Source organism: Acidithiobacillus sp., from assembly GCF_023229925.1.
Taxonomy (GTDB): Bacteria; Pseudomonadota; Gammaproteobacteria; order Acidithiobacillales; family Acidithiobacillaceae; genus Acidithiobacillus.
Map to the genome: position 1 here is coordinate 882865 of NZ_JALNYM010000001.1, position 18928 is coordinate 901792.

General features: G+C 57.9%; 16 protein-coding genes. 1 reads left to right on the forward strand and 15 read right to left on the reverse strand.

Translation table 11 applies throughout. The features are described from left to right. Window positions 1–405: 405 nt before the first annotated feature. A complete protein-coding gene (locus M0P56_RS04440) occupies window positions 406–957 on the forward strand; it encodes an SCP2 sterol-binding domain-containing protein (RefSeq protein WP_291508844.1) in 552 nt (183 codons plus the stop codon). Between the two features lie 84 nt (window positions 958–1041). Here M0P56_RS04440 and gatB read toward each other — a convergent pair whose 3' ends face one another. The 15 genes from gatB to M0P56_RS04515 all read right to left on the reverse strand — a co-directional run bounded on the left by gatB (window position 1042) and on the right by M0P56_RS04515 (window position 18885). Continuing rightward, window positions 1042–2472, reverse strand: coding sequence for an Asp-tRNA(Asn)/Glu-tRNA(Gln) amidotransferase subunit GatB (gene gatB, locus M0P56_RS04445; RefSeq protein WP_291508845.1), 1431 nt, complete (start codon window positions 2470–2472; stop codon window positions 1042–1044). Window positions 2473–2474: 2 nt separating this feature from the next. Then, window positions 2475–3947 (reverse strand): Asp-tRNA(Asn)/Glu-tRNA(Gln) amidotransferase subunit GatA, encoded by a 1473-nt coding sequence (gatA, locus tag M0P56_RS04450; protein ID WP_291508846.1) that lies wholly within the window; start codon window positions 3945–3947, stop codon window positions 2475–2477. A gap of 9 nt (window positions 3948–3956) precedes the next feature. Further along, complete coding sequence (gene gatC / locus M0P56_RS04455) at window positions 3957–4244, reverse strand: Asp-tRNA(Asn)/Glu-tRNA(Gln) amidotransferase subunit GatC (protein WP_291508847.1); 288 nt, start codon at window positions 4242–4244, stop codon at window positions 3957–3959. Between the two features lie 2 nt (window positions 4245–4246). Next, window positions 4247–5053 (reverse strand): VacJ family lipoprotein, encoded by an 807-nt coding sequence (locus M0P56_RS04460; protein ID WP_291508848.1) that lies wholly within the window; start codon window positions 5051–5053, stop codon window positions 4247–4249. Beyond that, complete coding sequence (locus M0P56_RS04465; protein ID WP_291508849.1) at window positions 5050–5718, reverse strand: HpnM family protein; 669 nt, start codon at window positions 5716–5718, stop codon at window positions 5050–5052. Before M0P56_RS04465 ends, M0P56_RS04460 begins: the two co-directional genes overlap by 4 nt. A gap of 34 nt (window positions 5719–5752) precedes the next feature. Continuing rightward, complete coding sequence (gene hpnH, locus M0P56_RS04470) at window positions 5753–6856, reverse strand: adenosyl-hopene transferase HpnH (RefSeq protein ID WP_291508850.1); 1104 nt, start codon at window positions 6854–6856, stop codon at window positions 5753–5755. Window positions 6857–7006: 150 nt separating this feature from the next. Next, window positions 7007–8029 carry a lysylphosphatidylglycerol synthase domain-containing protein gene (locus tag M0P56_RS04475; protein WP_291508851.1) on the reverse strand — a complete coding sequence of 341 codons (1023 nt, stop codon included), beginning with the start codon at window positions 8027–8029 and terminating at the stop codon, window positions 7007–7009. A gap of 1 nt (window position 8030) precedes the next feature. Continuing rightward, window positions 8031–10733, reverse strand: coding sequence for an MMPL family transporter (locus M0P56_RS04480; protein WP_291508852.1), 2703 nt, complete (start codon window positions 10731–10733; stop codon window positions 8031–8033). Continuing rightward, window positions 10714–11628: a hopanoid biosynthesis-associated protein HpnK gene (gene hpnK / locus M0P56_RS04485; protein ID WP_291508853.1), complete on the reverse strand. Its 915-nt coding sequence runs from the start codon at window positions 11626–11628 to the stop codon at window positions 10714–10716. Before hpnK ends, M0P56_RS04480 begins: the two co-directional genes overlap by 20 nt. Then, window positions 11591–13018, reverse strand: a complete 1428-nt coding sequence (gene hpnJ, locus M0P56_RS04490; protein ID WP_291508854.1) for a hopanoid biosynthesis associated radical SAM protein HpnJ — start codon at window positions 13016–13018, stop codon at window positions 11591–11593. Before hpnJ ends, hpnK begins: the two co-directional genes overlap by 38 nt. Next, window positions 13015–14175, reverse strand: coding sequence for a bacteriohopanetetrol glucosamine biosynthesis glycosyltransferase HpnI (hpnI, locus tag M0P56_RS04495; RefSeq protein ID WP_291508855.1), 1161 nt, complete (start codon window positions 14173–14175; stop codon window positions 13015–13017). Before hpnI ends, hpnJ begins: the two co-directional genes overlap by 4 nt. Window positions 14176–14214: 39 nt before the next feature. Beyond that, complete coding sequence (gene hpnA / locus M0P56_RS04500; protein ID WP_291508856.1) at window positions 14215–15204, reverse strand: hopanoid-associated sugar epimerase; 990 nt, start codon at window positions 15202–15204, stop codon at window positions 14215–14217. Continuing rightward, window positions 15201–15908 (reverse strand): nucleosidase, encoded by a 708-nt coding sequence (locus tag M0P56_RS04505; RefSeq protein WP_291508857.1) that lies wholly within the window; start codon window positions 15906–15908, stop codon window positions 15201–15203. Before M0P56_RS04505 ends, hpnA begins: the two co-directional genes overlap by 4 nt. After that, a complete protein-coding gene (shc, locus tag M0P56_RS04510; protein WP_291508858.1) occupies window positions 15890–17821 on the reverse strand; it encodes a squalene--hopene cyclase in 1932 nt (643 codons plus the stop codon). Before shc ends, M0P56_RS04505 begins: the two co-directional genes overlap by 19 nt. Further along, window positions 17818–18885 carry a phytoene/squalene synthase family protein gene (locus M0P56_RS04515; protein WP_291508859.1) on the reverse strand — a complete coding sequence of 356 codons (1068 nt, stop codon included), beginning with the start codon at window positions 18883–18885 and terminating at the stop codon, window positions 17818–17820. Before M0P56_RS04515 ends, shc begins: the two co-directional genes overlap by 4 nt. Window positions 18886–18928: the final 43 nt, after the last annotated feature.

Below are 18928 nucleotides of genomic sequence, written 5' to 3' on the forward strand. Positions count from 1 at the left end.
GTCTGGATCATGCCTTCACCCTGGCCGTGAGGCTGTAGGTGGGAACCGTCTGATCTCTACACCTTCCGGAACCTTTCCGGCTTGGCTCGGCGTTACCTCGGATAAACCAGGGGATTCGCCGAATTTGATTCCTGCCACCCTGCCCGTTTCCCGGCAGGGGCTCGATTTGGGGACAAGACCGGTGCAATCAACCGCTCTGCCACACCTCCGTGGTCCGCTAGTCTAACGAAAGTGCTGCCCGATGGGAATGGACGCAACACCGCTCCTCTCTAAAATGTTATATAATGATTTTCTTCTTATTTATCGAGCAATTAAAAATACCTTGGTGCTGACAACAGCCCCCAGAGGCTATACTACCCCTACGCTCATCTGGAGCGCGGCGATAGCAATATGGAGGAGAAGTCGATGTTCAAAAAAATGACAATAGCTGCCATCTTGGGGCTTGGTTTAGCGGGGTCGACGATAGCTGTGGCGGCGGACGCCCCGACTGCAGCAGCAATTAGCACTGCCCAGGCTCCCGCCGCTGCTCCGGATTTCATGTCCTCTGCCTGGGCGCAAAGTCTCTGCACAGCATGGAACAACAGCTCGACATTGACCAAAAAGCTGGCCGGTTCCTGGGCCAAAAACAATGGTGGCAAAGGCTACAAAGTGATGGAACTCTCCGACTCCGACATGAAAACCACTCCGCCTGTACAGCTCGAAATCGCTCTGAAGGGAGGCAAAGCCGAGTGCATCTACGGCGGCCCCATCAAAGTCACCAAACTTAACTACAGTTACGACTACAAGATGTGGGCTACTACCCATAACTGGCACCATATGGGTTCGCCCATGATGGCCATGATGTGGGGTGACTTGAAGTTCAAGGGTCCAAAAATAGAAGCCATGGAAAACATGGGTCCATTTGCTGCTTTCCTGAAACTCATCAAGGACGTGCCCGCAACGGTTCCAGCCTCCTGATCGGCTATCTCCGTAACGAACAACAAAGGGGGCACCCCGGAACCACTGGGATGCCCCCTTTGCCCGATCCAGGCTCCCCACCTACTAACTCTTCCGCAAGCGCTCCAGCAAAATGGCGTTTACCTGATCAGGATTGGCCTTCCCCTGACTAGCTTTCATCACCTGACCCACGAAGAAGCCCAGCAGTTTATCCTTCCCCGCGCGGAAGTCGGCCGCCTGTTGCGGATTGGCCGTGACAATGGCATCCACCATTGCGGCAATAGCCGCCACATCGGTAATCTGCCGCAAACCCCGACCATCAATGATGGCATCCACCTCGCCACCGCGATAAAAAATCTCTTCAAAGACTTCTTTGGCGATCTTGCCAGAGATCGTCCGATCTGCAATACGCTGAACCAGCAGGCGTAGTTTTTCTGCAGAAACCGGGCAGTCCTCCATCTCAATACCCGCCTTGTTGAGGGCGCCGAGCAGATCGCCCATGACCCAGTTCGCCGCCAGCTTACCATCCACACCGGCGGCCACCTGCTCGTAGTAATCTGCCAAGACCCGGCCTGCGGTGAGCACCCCAGCGTCATAGGCTGTCAGGGCGTACTGATTCATAAAACGGGTACGCTTGGCATCGGGCAGCTCAGGAAGGATGTCCCGTATCCGCTCAATACGCGACTCGTCCAGCACCAACGGGAGCAGGTCGGGGTCAGGAAAATAGCGGTAGTCGTTGGCCTCCTCCTTGCTGCGCATGGAGCGGGTTTCGTCGCGATTGGCATCATAGAGACGTGTTTCCTGCACAACCTGACCACCACTCTCCAGAATATCGCGCTGGCGAACGATCTCGTATTCAATCGCCTTTTCCAGAAAACGGAAGGAGTTGAGATTTTTAATCTCTGCCCGGGTCCCGTATGCTGCGCCCGGCCGCCGCAGGGAAACGTTGGCGTCACATCGGAAGGAGCCTTCCTGCATGTTGCCATCACAAATATCCAGATAACGCACCAGGGCATGCAGTTTCTTGAGGTACGCCACCGCCTCAGCCGGCGACCGCATATCCGGCTCCGACACAATTTCCAACAGCGGCGTACCCGCGCGATTCAGGTCGATGCCAGACTGACCGATAAAGGCCTCGTGCAGCGATTTACCGGCGTCTTCTTCAAGGTGAGCACGGGTGACACCCACACCCTTTTCCACACCGTCAGCCAGTTGCACCGTCAGCGTCCCCTTGCCGACGACGGGCAACTCGTATTGGCTGATCTGATAGCCCTTCGGCAGATCGGGGTAAAAGTAGTTCTTGCGGGCAAAAATACTGTGCCGGTTCAGCTCCGCGCCAATCGCCAGCCCTAAGGCGATAGCCTTATCTACTGCTGCCACATTGAGGACCGGCAGAGCGCCGGGCATAGCCAGACAGACCGGGCAGGTGTGACTATTAGGCTCCGCCCCGAAAGCGGTCGGACAGCCGCAAAATATTTTGGTGGCGGTATTGAGCTGGGCATGGACTTCCAGGCCAATGACAACTTCCCAGTCCATACTCAAGCCTCCCCCGCCTGCAAGGACGGACGCGCGCGATGCCATTGGGTTTCCTGCTGATAGCGATGGGCCACATTGAGCAATAGATCGTCGGCGAAGTAATCCCCCATCAACTGCATACCGACAGGTAACCCGGCCGCAGTGAAGCCACAGGGAACGCTGAGCGCGGGAATGCCCGCCAGATTCACCGCGATGGTATAGATATCCGCCAGATACATGGCCACCGGATCCGCGTTTTTGGCCCCCAGCGGAAAGGCCGGGGTCGGGGTGGTCGGCCCGACGATCACGTCCACTTCCGCAAACGCCCGCCGGAAGTCCTCGCGAATCAGGCTGCGCACCTGCTGGGCCTTGCGATAATAGGCTTCATAGTAACCCGCAGAGAGCACGTAGGTACCCACCAGAATCCGTCGCCGCACCTCCGCACCAAAACCCTCATACCGGCTCTGCTGGTACAAATCAGTCAAATCGGCCGGGTTCGCCGCCCGGTGGGTGTAGCGCACGCCATCAAAACGGGCCAGATTACTGGAGGCCTCCGCTGGCGCCAGGACATAGTACGTGCTCACCGCATGGGGATTGTTGGGCAGACGAATCGACTGCACCGTGGCGCCCTGCCGGGCGAGCTCCGCAATACCCGCCTGCACGGCAGCTGCCACCTCGGGGTCGAGACCGGCGCCGAAAAACTCCTCCGGAACCCCCACCCGCAAACCCTGCAAGGGACGGTCCAGGCCGCGTAAAAAATCGCTGGCGGCGGCTGGGTGACTAGTGGAATCACGCGGGTCATGCGCGGCCATCGCGTTCAGCATCAGCGCACAGTCCTCGGCGTTACGCGCCATGGGACCGCCCTGATCCAGGCTGGAGGCAAAGGCGATCATGCCGTAACGGGAGACCCGGCCATACGTCGGCTTGATACCCGTGATGCCACAGAGGGCGGCTGGCTGGCGGATAGAACCCCCGGTATCCGTACCCGTCGCCGCGGGGATCAAACCCGCCGCCACCGCAGCAGCAGAGCCCCCAGAAGATCCACCAGGCACCATGCCAGTATGCCAGGGATTGCGCACCGGGCCAAAATAACTGGTCTCGTTGGAAGAACCCATGGCGAATTCATCCATATTCAGCTTACCTAGCACGACCATGCCCTCTACCGCCAGCCGCTCGACCACTGTGGCGTTGTAGGGCGCGACAAAATGCTCCAGCATTTTTGAACCACACGTGGTGCGTACTCCCGCCGTGCAGAAGATATCCTTATGGGCGATGGGAATGCCGAGTAAGGGACCATCCTCACCAGCCGCACGTCTTGCATCCGCCGCCGCAGCGGCGGCGAGGGCTTTACTCTCGGTAACCGAGACAAAAGCATTCAGCGCCGGATTGAGGGCGGAGATCCGCTTTAGCAACGTCGTGGTCAATTCTACGGAAGAAAAATCCCGCTCTTGCAGGCCCTGGCGGAGTTCCCGCAGGGAGAATTCGTGGAGTTCCAAGTGCAGCTCCTACTCGATAACTTTGGGGACGAGAAAAAGCCCATGTTCAGCCACCGGAGCACTGGCCATAAGCAGCTCACGCTGATCATGATTACCAACAGTGTCTGGACGCAAGGGCTGATCCAGATCCAGAGGATGAGCCATGGTCGGGACACCCTTCGTGTCAATCGCACGCAGTTCTTCCACCAGAGCCATGATACGCTCTAACTGATCCGCCACTGCGGGTATTTCTGTCTGCGGCAGCGCAATACGGGCCAGATGTGCCGTGCGCCGCACGGTATCGTGATCGAAGGCCATGATTATGGATTTCCTTTTTTGCTCTCGTGACTCTGGGTGGCTTGATCTGGTGTGCTGGCCACCGGTGGCGGCAGTTGCAGGCCCTCCAGCAACTGGTTTTTACTGACAGCCCCTCCAGAAATCAGATACTGCTCATGCTGTTCCCAGGCATTACGCATAAACACGTAAGGATTAACGGCATCCTGGACCATCCGGATGTTGGGCCCTTCGACATAGCCCTTGTTGATGACTCCCATACCCGTCAAGGCCCACTGAGCCGGGGTACTGGTCAGATAATATGCCGGCCCGGTAAAAATCGTCATCGCCAGACCGGGCAAACTGCGTAGTGAGCTGGGCCCATAAAACGGCAGCACCAGATAGGGTCCCTGCGGAACCCCCCAGACACCCAGCGTTACCCCCAAGCTGTTCTCGTGGTTGGGCAGATCCAGACGGTTCGCCACATTGAACAGTCCGCCCAGACCAAACACGGAATTGACGAGGAATCGGCTCAGATCTTCCATCCCCTGTTGACCACGCCCCTGCAGAAAATCATTGATAAAAATATAGGGCATATCCACATTGGCGAATACATTGCTGACCCCCTCGCGAACGAAATCCGGGGTCACTGTTTTATATCCGGTGGCTAGCGGCTCCAGCACATAATCATAAAGACCCATGTTCAGGTGAAACATCGGCCTGTTGATGGCCGCCAGCGGGTCTGCGGGCGATTCCGCAGCGCTCTGAGGCCCATTTACCGTGGCACATCCCGACAAGGTCAACATTCCAAGGGCCAGCATCACTCCTGATAAATACACACCTGATCGCGTCATTGGGAGCCTTTGGCGTACCCGGCGATTTGTGCTTTCAGATGCGCAACCAGCGCGGCAAAACCCTTTTTCTGCATGGTTTCGGTATATTCCGCACGCTTCAGGGCAAGATCGCTGATCCCGTCGGCGAAGACATTCACGATGCGCCACTGATCCCCTTGCTTCTGCAGAATATAATCAAAGCGATGCACCTTGCCATTATGCTCTGTAAAGGTACTGAACACCCCCTCCGTACCGGGATGCAAGGTTTCGCTCCTCATGATAGCAAAACGCTCCCCGTTGTAGCTGTCGAAACGCGCGGCATAAGTGGCTGCAGTGAAATCAGCAAGCACTTCAACAAACTCTTTTTGCTGTTCTGGACTGAGTTTTTCCCAATAGGCCCCCAGCGTCAGGCTGGCGATTTGCGGATAATCAAAAGCGCTCTGCACCACTGGAGCGACAATGCGGTAACGACCACTGTAACCCAATCGGCTTCCACCCTGCATGGATTTGATGAGAACAGCGTCCAACGCAGTGATGGTTGCTTCCGGCGTATTCGCAACAATCGTCTTGGCCGTTGACGTTGTAGATGTGGATGCCGTTGGCGCAGCCAGCGCTGCTGCAGAGAGCGCTGGGGTGATACCCGTCACTGCACAGGCCAACAGCGTTATTACGGATTTTTTCAGCATAATTCCTCCAGATCCATCCCGAATCGGAATTAACTCAACGTTCGACGCGCAATGGAAAGACCGGGTGACTGGGACTCTGAGGAGGCGGTGACACCGGCATGTCTGGCGCCATCGGCCCCTCCGTACGCGGACCGCGCAACGCTACTTTCAAGGCTCGCAGCGGATGGGTGAAGGTATCATTGACGGCCGTCGGTTCAAAACCAGAGTGCACCTGACATTGGTCACATTTCCCATTCACCCCCACGCCGTATTTATCCCAGGGCGTCGTCTCCATCAACTCATTGAAGCTCTGCGCATAACCCTCGCTGACCAGCAGATAACACGGCTTCTGCCAACCAAAAATGTTGCGTGTGGGGTTGCCCCAAGGGGTGCACTGATAATTCTGATTACCTGCCAGAAAATCTAAAAACAGGCTGGATTGATTGAACGTCCAGTTTGCCTTGCGCTCCTTGCCAATACGGAAGATATCGCGAAAAAGCTGGCGTGAGGCACGTCGCTGGATAAACACCTCCTGCTGCGGTGCCCGCTCGTAATTGAACCCCGGCGAGATGGTCACGCCCTCGACACCCAAGGCCTTGCAATCATCCAGGAAGCTCGCTACTTCTTCAGCACCTTCGCCCTGGAAGAGGGTGCAGTTGACCGTGACCCGGAAGCCTTTTTCCACCGCTTCGCGGATCGCCGCTGCCGCCCGCTGGTAGGTGCCGGGCTGACACACCGAATCATCATGACGATGTTCGTTGCCATCCAGATGCACCGAGAAGGTCAGGTACGGGGATGGCTGATAGTCGTCCATACGTTTTTTGAGGAGCAGTGCGTTGGTACAAAGATAAACAAAGCGCTTGCGCGCGACGAGCCCCCCTACGACAGCGGGCATATCCTTGTGAATCAGCGGCTCGCCACCGGCGATGGAAATAATAGGCGCGCCACATTCCTCGGCGGCGCCAATGCATTCCTCGACAGAGAGGCGTTTGTCGAGCGTTTCATCGGGGTAATCAATTTTGCCGCAGCCCGCGCAAGCGAGGTTGCAGCGGAACAATGGCTCCAGCATCAGCACCAGGGGATAACGCTTACGCCCCCGCAATTTCTGCGTAAGGATGTAGCGTCCTACCCGATAGCTCTGAATTAAAGGAACGCCCATGATAAAATACCCTCGCCTCGCTGCAACGCAGCATGTAAGTAATGAACAACACCTTGTGGCCAGTATAACATACCAAAGCGTATGTGGGACAAGATCACCTACCTTTAGAACGAAGGTGGAAATCGGAACCTATATCCAAAGACATGGCGATCATGAAATGCTCTCCTCATTCGCATGTCTGTGCCGCCACTGAAGGTGTACATGATGGCCCTCTAATACCTGCCACGACAAGAGTACCGGGATGCCCAGCACGATTTCACGGAAACGCCGTGCCAGCGAAAAAGCCAACGCCAGGTCGGGACCCACGCCGATAGCGCTGCCGAAAAGGATAAAGCCGCCCTCTTGTACCCCCAGCCCCCCGGGCACCAGAAAGGCCATGCTGCGCAGGGCTTGTCCCAGGCTTTCCATGAGCAGCGCCGCCCAGGAGGGAATAGGATGCCCAAGCAGCCAGAAGGTAAACCAGACCTCCGCGGTGCCTGCCAACAGACTCGCCAGTTGCCAGAAATTGGCCGGAAGCAGGCCCCAGCGGCGGGCATAGAGCCTGCGAATTTCGGCATCCAGATATTGCGGATCGCCTATGAGCGCGAGCAGGTCCTTGCCACCCAGGAGCTTTTTCATCAGCATCTGAAGAATAGTGAACAAACCCCAGTGCCGCTGCATCCAGACAAAGACCACCAACAGCGGCAACACCAGCGCCAAAAGAAACACCACCTCCAGTTGCAGATGACGATCACTTACCTCGTAACTGAGCACCAGGAGTCCCGCGAGCGTGAAAGCAAACTGGCTCAACAAGGTCAAAGTGACTTCGACCATGACACTAGCCCCGGCGATATAACCGGGCACGCCATAGCGAGTCAATAGACGTACACCAAGCATCTCACCGCCCACCCGTGCCACAGGCAGGAGACCGTTGACCGCCTCGCGGACCAGCGCGACCCATAGTAAAAACCAGTAGCGCGCGCGCGCTTCACCGCGCAGCAGCCACTTCCAGCTCAGCACATCCAGAGCCTGCGGCAGCAGGTGAAAGGGGAGAAGCCAAAGCAGGCCCCAGCCGGCTACCGCCAACAATTTCACAATGCCGGAAACGCCGGCCTGCACGATCAGGAAGACAGACAAGCCCAGGCCGAGCAGACCAGCCGCCAGAAACAGGAGATTACCTTTCTGTTTTAACAAATTAGCGGCCTTCATCCTGCGCGATACCGTCTTCGCGGGGTGACTGGGTGAAGAGCAGCAGCAGAGCCGGAAGTACAATCAGAATGCACAGCAACACAATGGCCAGCGCGAGGCTCAGTGCCTCGCCGAGACTGGCCATACCGGGATCACGGGAAACCGCCATACTACCAAAGGCGCTGAGGGTCGTAAGCCCACTAAAAAGGACCGCCATGGGCGTGGATGTGCCGAGCAAATGCGCCACATCCACCCCGTTGCGCCAGCGCACCACAATGTAAATGGCAAAGGCCACGCCGAGGCCGATGAGCAGCGGCAGAACGATGATGTTGCCCAGATTGAAGCTCAACCCAAACAAACGCATGGCAGCTACCGTAAACAATGCCGCCAGCAGCAGCGGGATCATGACCAGCAAAACGTCCCGGTAGCTGCGCAAAGCCAGGAGGAGCAGCAGGCTGATAGCGATCAGCGCAATATAAGTAGCCTCCTGAAAAGCCCCAAGCACCGCTTCCCCACCCTGAACCAGCATCACCGATGTACCTACGGCATTCGGTTCCACTTTCAGCACACTTTGCACAAAGGTCGTCATCGCCTGATTACTGCTCAGATTGGCTTTAGGGAAAATCTCCACGCGTGCCTGGCCTGAGGCCGCCACATAACGATCCCGCAGGGATTTCGGTAGGGTCTGCAAGGTTACCGGTGCCGCGGACAGGGCCATGCCAAGTCGTTGCAACTCACTGGGCAAGGTCCCCATCACCCGCGTTTGCAGATCCGCGATTGCTTTACCGTCAGCACCATCCTTTGCTAAAAATTGCGCCAGATGATCAGCCAGCACCGCAGCCACCTGTCCGTCCGGTGTTCCCTCGCCATCTTTTTGCGCGAGATATCGCAACCGGGTTACGAGATCCGCAAGATTTTTGGCGGTATCTGGGGGCGGCGGCTGCAAACTGGCGGGCATCAACAGCGAAAAGGGTGGCACCAAAATCTGCAGATTCTGCAAAATGGCCAACTTCTCGGACTGCCGCTCCGGGATATAGCTGGAGATCGTCAGGGCCTGCGCCACCGTAGGTAACCGTTCCACCCGGGTGGCAACGGCCTGCGCCGCGGGAATATCCGAGGTGAGAACTTCGATGCGGTACGGCGCCGTCTGCGGATCAGCGAGGAGCCTCTCAAAAACACGTACCCCCTCGGCATGGCTGTCGATCATATGCAGCGGATTAAAATCAAAGGAAGTACGCAACGCCAGCGGCACGGATACCATCGCCAGCAGGGTCACACCGCCCAGTACATAGTAGGCATAACGGTGGATGGGGTGACGCACGAGGGTAGGGATTTGGCGCAGATGCGGGTAGTAGGTCAGTCTTGTACCCGTGATCACCATAGGCCATAGGGTCAAAAAAGCGGGCAGGAAGGTGAGTGTCATGAGGAGAGCAACGAGCATACTGGTGCCGGATATCAGTCCGAGATCGACGATACCCGCATAGCTGGTTGGCACAAAGGCATAAAAACTGAAAGCAGCCGCAACGGCGGCAAGACTTAAGGCGCCGCCCATACCTTGTGTCACCCGCTGCATGGCCTGTCGGTGGGCTGCGCCGTTAAAAACCTCTTCCCGGTAGCGTAGGCAGAACTGAATGCCAAAATCAACGCCCAGCCCAATGAAGAGAATAGCAAAGGCCACTGAAATCAAATTGAAGGGACCGATAAAAAGTAGCGCCCAGGCCGTGGTTAAAATCATGCCCGCGATCAACCCAATCAGCACACCGGAAACCAGACGCAATGAGCGCAATGCGATGATCAGCAAAATAATTTCAAGACTGATGGTCAGCGCCAAAGAAACCGTAGCCCCCTGACTCACCGTTTTCAATTGTTCCGCATCCAGTACCGCGCTACCGGTCACCCCAACATCGACCCCGTGGGCAGCGTTCAGGTGGAGCGCAGCGAGGCCAGCACGCAAGGTATGTATAGCCGCAGCGGCAGGCTCCAGAGACTTATAATTTAGTGCCGGCTGAATAATAACGAAGCGTTGCGCTGGGCCCATTTGGGCCAGATCCCCCCCCATGAGTTCACCCCAGGGGATTTCATAGGACTTACCCCGCATCTGCGCGACGACCGCCTTATTCATGGCGGAAAAAATAGCCGTTAATCCAGGCAGATGCACGCCATTCGTCAAGCGTTGATCGATCGCCATACTTAACAAACCACTGAGGCCATCCAGGCTGGGCTCAGCAGAGAGTCTGGCGATGAGGGGCTGGGCATCCGTAATGCGGTTAGCGAAAGCCTGCAATTCTTTGGGGGAGAGGTACAGGAGACCGTTACGCTGAAAAAAAACGCCGCCGCCAGGCACATACACATCATGGAAAGACTGTGGCCGGGCACGCAGCCAGGCACTCAGACGATCCACCGTCGTATCCGTAAGAGTCCGGTTATCGCCCTGCAGGACGACCACAATCGTGTTTTTATCCTGAGGGAACGCCTTCTGATAAGCCACTTCGCGCTGCTGAAAAGGCAAATCACGCGACAAGGCGTGGCTGGTATCGGTATCTACAGAAAAATGACCAACCGAATAGACCAGAGCGAGAAGCGTAGCCAGCGCAATGGCCGCCAGCATCCAGGCAGCACGCCGCACCGAGAGGTCCACCAAAGCCACTAAACTCTGGGAGACAAATACCCCGGTGCGCTGCAAAAAACGATCAACGGATGGCAAAATCACTAAAGGTACCCTTCGCGATGTCTTGATCGCGCAAATAATTTTTTACGCTGGGGCTCATCAGGGCCACCCACTCGGCGTGCTGCTCATACTCTGGCATAAGGGCGTGTAATGCTACAGTCTGCGCCGTTGCCGGATGGAAATATATTTCCGTAACCTCCGTCGCTCGCAGACAGCCGAGCATCCGAAGCAGTCGCGCTTCGTCCATATGGCCGGTGGCATCCAGACCATAGAGCAGATCATTGTGACTGATTCGGCGACGGTCCAGTTGGCGACGCATGCGCGCCAGCCAGGGGCGTAGAAAGAAAGACCAGAGTGCCGGCGCCAAACCCTGGGCACCGCCACAACGCGCCGCCCCCAGAGGTTCCCAAGGCAAACGCACCGCCCGCAAACCAAACTCCTCCCCGATATCCAGCATCAGCGTGAGTACTGTGGGGTGCAAATGCAGGTGTTTGTGGGCATTGGCATGATCCAGTTCTAAACCGGTCGCCGCAAAAGCCGCAAACTGGGCACGGATTTCGGCCGCCAGTTGTTTTCTAACCTGGGGCAAAAAGAAATAGCGCACCCCACGTAGCCAGAGATCAGCGGCAAAACGCCCCTGCTTATCGACTAAATCAGGTACCTGCTCTACGGGGAGCAGCGGTGCGCCATCTACCAGGGTGAGATGCAGGCCTACGCCCAGGCGTGGCAGTTCTCTGGCACGGGCGACAGCATCCTCAGCCGCTGGTGCAGCCACCATGAGACTGGCGGTAGTCAGCACACCATCACGATGCGCTGACTCCACCGCCTCATTCACCGCCACATCCAAGCCAAAGTCGTCGGCGTTGAAGATGACCCGCCGACCGCCGACCTGCCCCACTTCAGCCGTGGCGCTGTCGGAGGAAGCGGACGAATTCAACACCCTCGCGCAGACGACGTTTCATCATTTGCGTGCTCTTGAGCATCTCCCCCGTGATTTCGGCAATCTTGCCAGCACGGAAGTAGAAGCGCTTGTACATCACCTCTACGGAGTCGAAGATTTCCGTGTGGTTGAGATGCGGGTAACTCATGGGACTGATCTGTACGCCACGGTCGTTGACCAGATGGGCTTCGTCTTCATCCGTCAACCAACCTTCCTGCTTCGCCTGATTATACAGGAAAGTGCCCGGATAGGGCGCCGCCAGCGATACTTGAATAGTATGCGGATTGATTTCCTTGGCGAAATCGATGGTCTTTTGAATGGTCTCCTTGGTCTCGCCTGGCAAACCGAGGATGAAGGTGCCGTGAATCACAATCCCCAATTTGTGGCAGTCGGCGGTAAATTTACGCGCCGCCTCGACCTTGAGGCCCTTCTTGATGTTGTTGAGGATCTGCTGGTCGCCAGACTCATAGCCCACCAGCAACAGGCGCAGGCCATTCTCATGCAGTACCTTGAGGGTTTCATAGGGCACATTGGCCTTGGCATTGCAGGACCAGGTCACGCCGAGCTTGCCGAGACCGCGGGCAATCTCTTCGGCACGGGGACGATCATCGGTAAAAGTGTCGTCGTCGAAGAAGATTTCCTTGACCTGCGGAAAGTTCTTTTGAATATAGCACACCTCGTCAATGACGCTGGCGGCGCTGCGGGTGCGATAGCGATGCCCGCCGACAGTCTGCGGCCAAAGGCAGAAGGTGCACTGCGAACGGCAACCGCGCCCGGTATAAAAAGAAATATAGGGGTGCTTCAGATAGCCAATGAAATAGTCTTCAATGTGCAGGTCGCGCTTGTACACTTCGGAGACGAAGGGCAAAGCATCCATGTCTTCAATCATGGCACGATCGGAATTATGGACGATCTGACCATTGCCGGAGCGATAGGTGATGCCGTCCACTTCACTGAGGGGCCGCCCTTCCGCCACTTCCTTGAGAGTGTAGTCAAACTCTTCGCGGGCGACAAAATCGACCGCGGTGGAGGCTTGCAGGGATTCTTCCGGCTCTACGGCCACCTTGGCGCCGACCATGCCAATCAGCATCCCAGGGTAGTGCTCCTTGAGCAACTCGGCCATGCGCACATCCGAAGGGAAAGACGGCGTGCTGGTGTGGATAATGCAGAGATCATACGCGGCCGCCACCTGCAGGGTTTCTTCAACACTGACATCCCCTGGAGGGGCGTCCAGCAAACGACTGCCGGGGATCATGGCGGCGGGCTGGGCCAGCCAGGTGGGGAACCAGAAAGAGCGAATTTCCCGCTTGGCCTGATAGCGCGAGCCGGCACCACCGTCGAATCCCTCAAAAGAAGGCGCTTGCAAGAAAAGGGTTTTCATCGTCATTGTTTTGCTCCGTCATGGCCACCCATCCGCCCGTCGGCGCCGATGGCAAATTGCGACCCTCGCCAGGCGACGTGCCGCGCGAAAAGGGCGTGAAACCAAATCCACAGACCCAGGAAATCTCCCAACAGGGCCACTCCGAAGGAGTCACCCGTACTGAGCTTGTGCATAATTTGCCTATGGTACACGAGGCGCAAGAGGAGAACCACACCCAGAGGCAGCCCGCCCCACAAGCCCATCCAAGGTGCCAGCAGAAGCACCAGTGGCAGCGGATAACTCAAAAAGGAGAACGCGTGCCCCAACGGCTGTACCGATCGCGTGGTGCGCGACCAGCGCAAGGCATGCTGATAAAATGACCGAAAACCGGCCTCTTGAACCTCGGTGTCGACCACGTAATCCGCCAACAGGGTGTGTTGCCCCAACTGGCGGCTGTAGGCACCGAGCCAGTAATCATCCGCCAGTTGATTCGCTAATCTGGGCAGGCCGCCAAAGGCCTCCAACATCCCACGCCGCAGGGCCATGGTCGCCCCGCCACAGAAGATATTTGGACCCAGGCGCGCCGCCACCAGCACCGAAGGCAGAAAAAGGCTGTTCACCTGGCTGGCCAATACCCGCGACCAGAAGGTAGCCGCTGGCCGGGCCCGGTAGAGGCAGGTGACCACGCCCACATCCTTATTTTGCAGAGGCGCGCAAATCTGGCGCAGATAACGGGGACCGACGGCAATGTCCGCGTCACTGATCACCAAAGTATCATAACGACAGTCGGCGAGGATGCCCACCAGATTATTGACCTTGGGATTACTGCCGACACGCGCTTCTGTACACACCCAGTATAGTGACAAGGCCGGAAACTCGGCTTGCAGACGTTGCACCACTGCGATAGCCGGATCGGTCGGGCGCTGCACGCCAAAAACAATTTCGAATGCCGGATAGTCCTGTGCGCAAAAACTGTGCAGAGCGTTGTAGAGATCCCCCTCATCACCATGCAGGGGTTTGAGCACACTGACGGCGGGCCAGTCGCACAAGATATCTTCCGTCGCAGCAGCATCACGCTCCGGCAACACCGGATGCCAGCGTCCGACCGCCCAGAGCGTCAGCAACGCATAAATTACGGCGACCAGAGAGATCAACGCCGCAAAGCCGCCTATCCACCAGAACATAAACGCCCCCAAGCGGGGTCCGGCAGACCGACAGACACGCTATAAGTAGTGATGCTCAGCAAACCATTGTACCGCATCCCGCAAGGACTCCTCCGCAGGACGATGGGTGTAATGCAGGACCCGTTCCGCTTTGGCAGACGAAAAATACATTTTATGGGCGGCCATGCGCAGTTCGTCCACCGTCACCAGCGGTGTCCCCCTGCCACGCAGCCGCGCCACGCCTTCTGCCCCCCAGGCTAGGGGATAAAGCAAGCGGCGTGGGATACGCAGCCACGGCGAACGATGCCCGGTCAGACCGGCAATACGAGTGAGGATCGCCGCCAGCGGGAGATTGTCACCACCGAGAATGTAGCGTTCCCCCACCTCGCCATCCGTAAAGGCCTGCCAGTGGCCCGTGGCCACATCATCCACATGCACCACGTTCAGGCCGGTATCGACATAAGCCGGCATGCGGCCCGCCGCAGCATCGCGCACCATCCGCCCGGTGGGGGTCGGCTTGCGATCCGCCGGGCCTATGGGCGTGGAGGGATTGACGATGACGATGGGCGCGCCTTCATCCTGGCAAAGGGCACGCAGTGCCTCTTCAGCAAGATATTTGGAGCGCTTATAGTGACCGATCATATCTTCCAAACGCGAAGGAGTTTCTTCATCCGCTTCCCGACCATCGGCGTAGTGGCCGAGCACGGCAACGCTGCTGGTATAGACGATGCGCTTCACTCCGGCATTGAGTGCCGCGCGTATCAGGCGTTCGCTGCCGCCCACATTGGCGGCGTACATGGCACGTGGTTCGGTCACCCAGAGCCGATAATCCGCGGCGACGTGAAAGACCGCCTGACAGCCTGCTACAGCGCAGTCCAGAGCCGGACCATCCGTAAGATCGCCGACAGCCAACTCCACGTTCAGGCCTTCCCAGTTGCTCGGATCAGCACTCGCCCGGTGCAACACCCGCACTTCCAGACCTTCGGCCAGCAGGCGACGTAACACCGCACCGCCGACGAAACCCGATGCTCCAGTCAGCAGCGCTTTCATGCGACTCTTCCCGCCTGAATACCTGGCACAACGGCGCGCAAAGTGTTCAGTGCCTTCTGCATCTGCCCACCCAAACGTATCAAAGCAGGCAACTCAGCAGGATGACGCAATAATCCGCGCATGAACCTGAGCGCCTGCGGGCGTCCATAAGCATCGACACTCCCCGTAGCCACCGTCGGCAGTGACTGATCCGCTGGGTCCACAACACTGCGAATGACGATAAAGGGTTGGTCTGCCGCATGGGCGGCCGCGGCAATGGCACCACTCTCCATATCCACACTTTGTGCCGATGGGTAGTCCATCAGAAATGCGGATTTCGTGGCCACGGCGCTGCAAGGGGAATCTACCGAGAGCAGACCTCCACCGTGAACGGGAAGAGTCAGCGATTTCTCCACGGACGTGCGCCAGGTCAGATTCACCGCCCAGGCCTGCCCTGACCAGAACACGGTTTCCGGCAACAGCAAGTCCCCAGGCTTCCGCGCCGGCTGCAGGGCGCCTGCGGTGCCCCAGGAAACCACCCCTTCAACACCCGCAGCAATCAGTTTACACACCGCGGACGTCGCCCGCTCAGGCCCCATGCCAGAAACACACAGCAATAGCCGCTCACCTATTTCTATCACTGCATCGTGCGACAGTGCGCCCGCATGAAGAACACGCGCCTCCGCGTCCAGAGCCACCACCACCCCTACGCGCGGGCAAGACATCCCAGATTCCGGTAACGGGCCATCGCCCAGAGCGGGAAGTATCGGCTATAACCGTGATAAATCAGGTAAAAAACCTTGGGGAATCCCGGTGCGTTAAAAAAGGGGTCCTGCCAGCACCCATCCCCTTCCTGGTGTGCCTGTAACCAGGCTATACCGCGATGCAAAGCGACACTATCCCGGTCTCCCGCCGCCATCAGACCGAGACATGCCCAGGCCGTCTGCGCTGCGGTAGAAGTCTGGCCCATGCCGGCGAGACCAGGGTCGCCATAGGAGTCATTGCTTTCACCCCAACCACCGTCGCTCTGCTGTACCGCGCGCAACCAGTATGCTGCGCGCTCCATAGCGGGTTGCAGGGAAGAATCATCCAACTCAGCCAGCGCCATGAGCACGGACCAGGTCCCGTAGACGTAATTGGTCCCCCAGCGCCCCAGCCAAGCCCCGGATGACTCCTGTTCACGCAACAGGTAAGCCACGGCACGCCGCAAAATATCCCGGTCCCGTGGCCGCGCCAAATGCGCCAGGAAAGCCACCACGCGCCCGGTGACATCGGCCGTCGGTGGGTCCAGCAAGGCCTTGTGATCGGCAAAAGGGATTTCGTTGAGGTAATAGTGGGTATTATCGACGTCATAAGCCCCGAATCCGCCGTTTCTGGATTGCATACCAGCCAGCCAGTTTGCCGCCCTTTCGATACTTTCACGATCTTCTGCACGCCCGGCCCGCGCCAGTGCCCAACCTACCGCCGCCGTGTCATCCAGATCCGGATAATAAGGATTAGCATACTGAAAGGCCCAACCGCCGCCCGCCAAATTGGGCCGCTGCTCCTGCCAGTCGCCGGGTTCAGTACCAATTTGCCGGTCCTTGAGCCATTGAATACCGCTTTGTACCGCCGGAGACACCTCGCCATCCTGCTCCAGCAGCGCATGGAGCGCGAGACAGGTGTCCCAGACGGGTGACACACAGGGTTGACAGTAGGCGTCGGTCGCCCGCTCCACCACCAATTTGCGCAGGGCTGCCCCCGTTTGCTGGCGATAGATATGGTCGGACGAATAACCGAGCAACTCCAAAGCCTCGTGGGCGTTCACCATGGCCGGGAAAATACCATTCAGGCCATCTTCCCCGTTAATCCGCGCTGTAAACCACACCTCCGCCTTCTTCAGGGCACTGCGCCGGATACTCCGGGGTATCCAGTCCTCCATCAACCGCCAAAATCGGTCCAGAGACAGAAAGAGATGCGCCACAATCCCCTGCCGGGCATGGCTGAAATAGTCCGCAATCTGCTCCGGCGGCCGCCGGAACAGTTCGCGGATATGCACCTGCAAGGGGTTTTTGGCACGCGCCTTGAGGCTGCACAAAATAAACAGCGGCACCATCACCGTGCGCGACCATGACGCCACTTTATAAATTTGAAAGGGAAACCAGCGCGGCAACAGCATGATTTCCACCGGAATAAAAGGCACGGCCCGCCACGGCACCTGGGCAAAGAGTGCCAGGGTAATGCGCGTGAACACATTGGCGTGTTCCGCGCCACCATGCGCCAGGATCGCCTCACGGGCGCGCCGCATATGTGGTAGCTCCGGAGCATCCCCGGCCAGCTTCAGTGCATAATAGGCCTTTACCGAAGCGCTCAGGTCAAAACGGCCTCCGTAATAGAGAGGCCAGCCGCCGTGATCCGCCTGTTTATTGCGCAGATAGACGGCCATCTTGGCCTCCAGAGACGTATCGCGCTCGTCCATGTAGTGCTGCATCAGAATATATTCGGCAGGGATAGTGCAATCGGCTTCAAACTCGAAGCACCAGTGACCATCTTCCGCTTGCAGATTACCGAGCGCGGTGCGCGCCTCAGCTATCACCCGATCCAGCGACGCGCGAAAAATGCTCGAACTGTAGCGCACGGGTTGCAGGATACGATTCATGGTCGCCCTGCAGCAGGAGACTGCGCCAGCGGTTTGACACCCACCCGAAAGCTCAGTTGCAGGAGCGCGTCGGAACGATGCAGCAGGCGCGACAGGAATACCACCCGATGCACAATGCTCCGACTGATTTTTACTTCGCTCCCGGAAGCAAAAGCAGGATTTTCGGAAATCCGCCGCAGGGTCAATACCGCCATGGCAATAGCCCAGAGGCAAAAATCGCGCATCCCCGTCTGCTCGGCCGGAATCAGTAATGTATAACGCAGCGCATCCTGCAAATGCCCGGCGGCATTGCCCAGCAGTTCACTGAGACCCGCTGCAAAACCCGGATCACGGCTGCCGGGTTGCACCGCGGCAATATCGCAACCATGATGCTGGAACAGTGCGCGTGGCATCCAACTCACGCCGCGCTGCCAGTCATCCCAGATATCCTTGAGGATATTGGTCATCTGTAGACCTTGCCCAAAAGACACCGCGAGCCGCTGCATCTCCGCAGCATGATGCGCCAGTCGCGGCTCATACTCCACAAAGAGGCTGGTGAGCATTTCGCCGACAACGCCCGCGACTACATAGCAGTAGCGGTCCATCGCCGCCATGTTGGCAAGTCCCTGCAGGGAAGCATGTTGCTGAAATTCCGCCATCCCCCTGCCCATGATCCGCACGCAGCGGGACAATGCAGCCCGCTGCGTGGGGCTCAGGCTGTGGGTGATGGCAACGACCTCAGGGGTGTGGCGAATCAGATCGTGCTCAGCTTCGGGCATCGCTGCCGACAGACATGCACCGAATGCAGCGGCAAAAGCGGCAGCATCGCCCGCACCCTCCACCACCGCGAGGAACTCCGCCTGCCAGTAGACCTTCTTTTCCCATGGCAAATCCGGATCGTCTTCTATGGTATCGGCGATTCGGCACAACAGGTAGCCATTACCGACCGCTTTCCGCAAGGCTTCCGGCAACTGGGGAATCGTCAGGGCAAAAGTCCGCGAAACGGCCTGGAGACTCTGTGCCTGGTACGCCAAAGCCTGCTCCAGCGCCGCCGTCAACATGCGGTCCTGTCTGGTGACATCCAAACTCCTTATTCTATTTGTCCGGGTGTGCAAAACACCCTGTCAT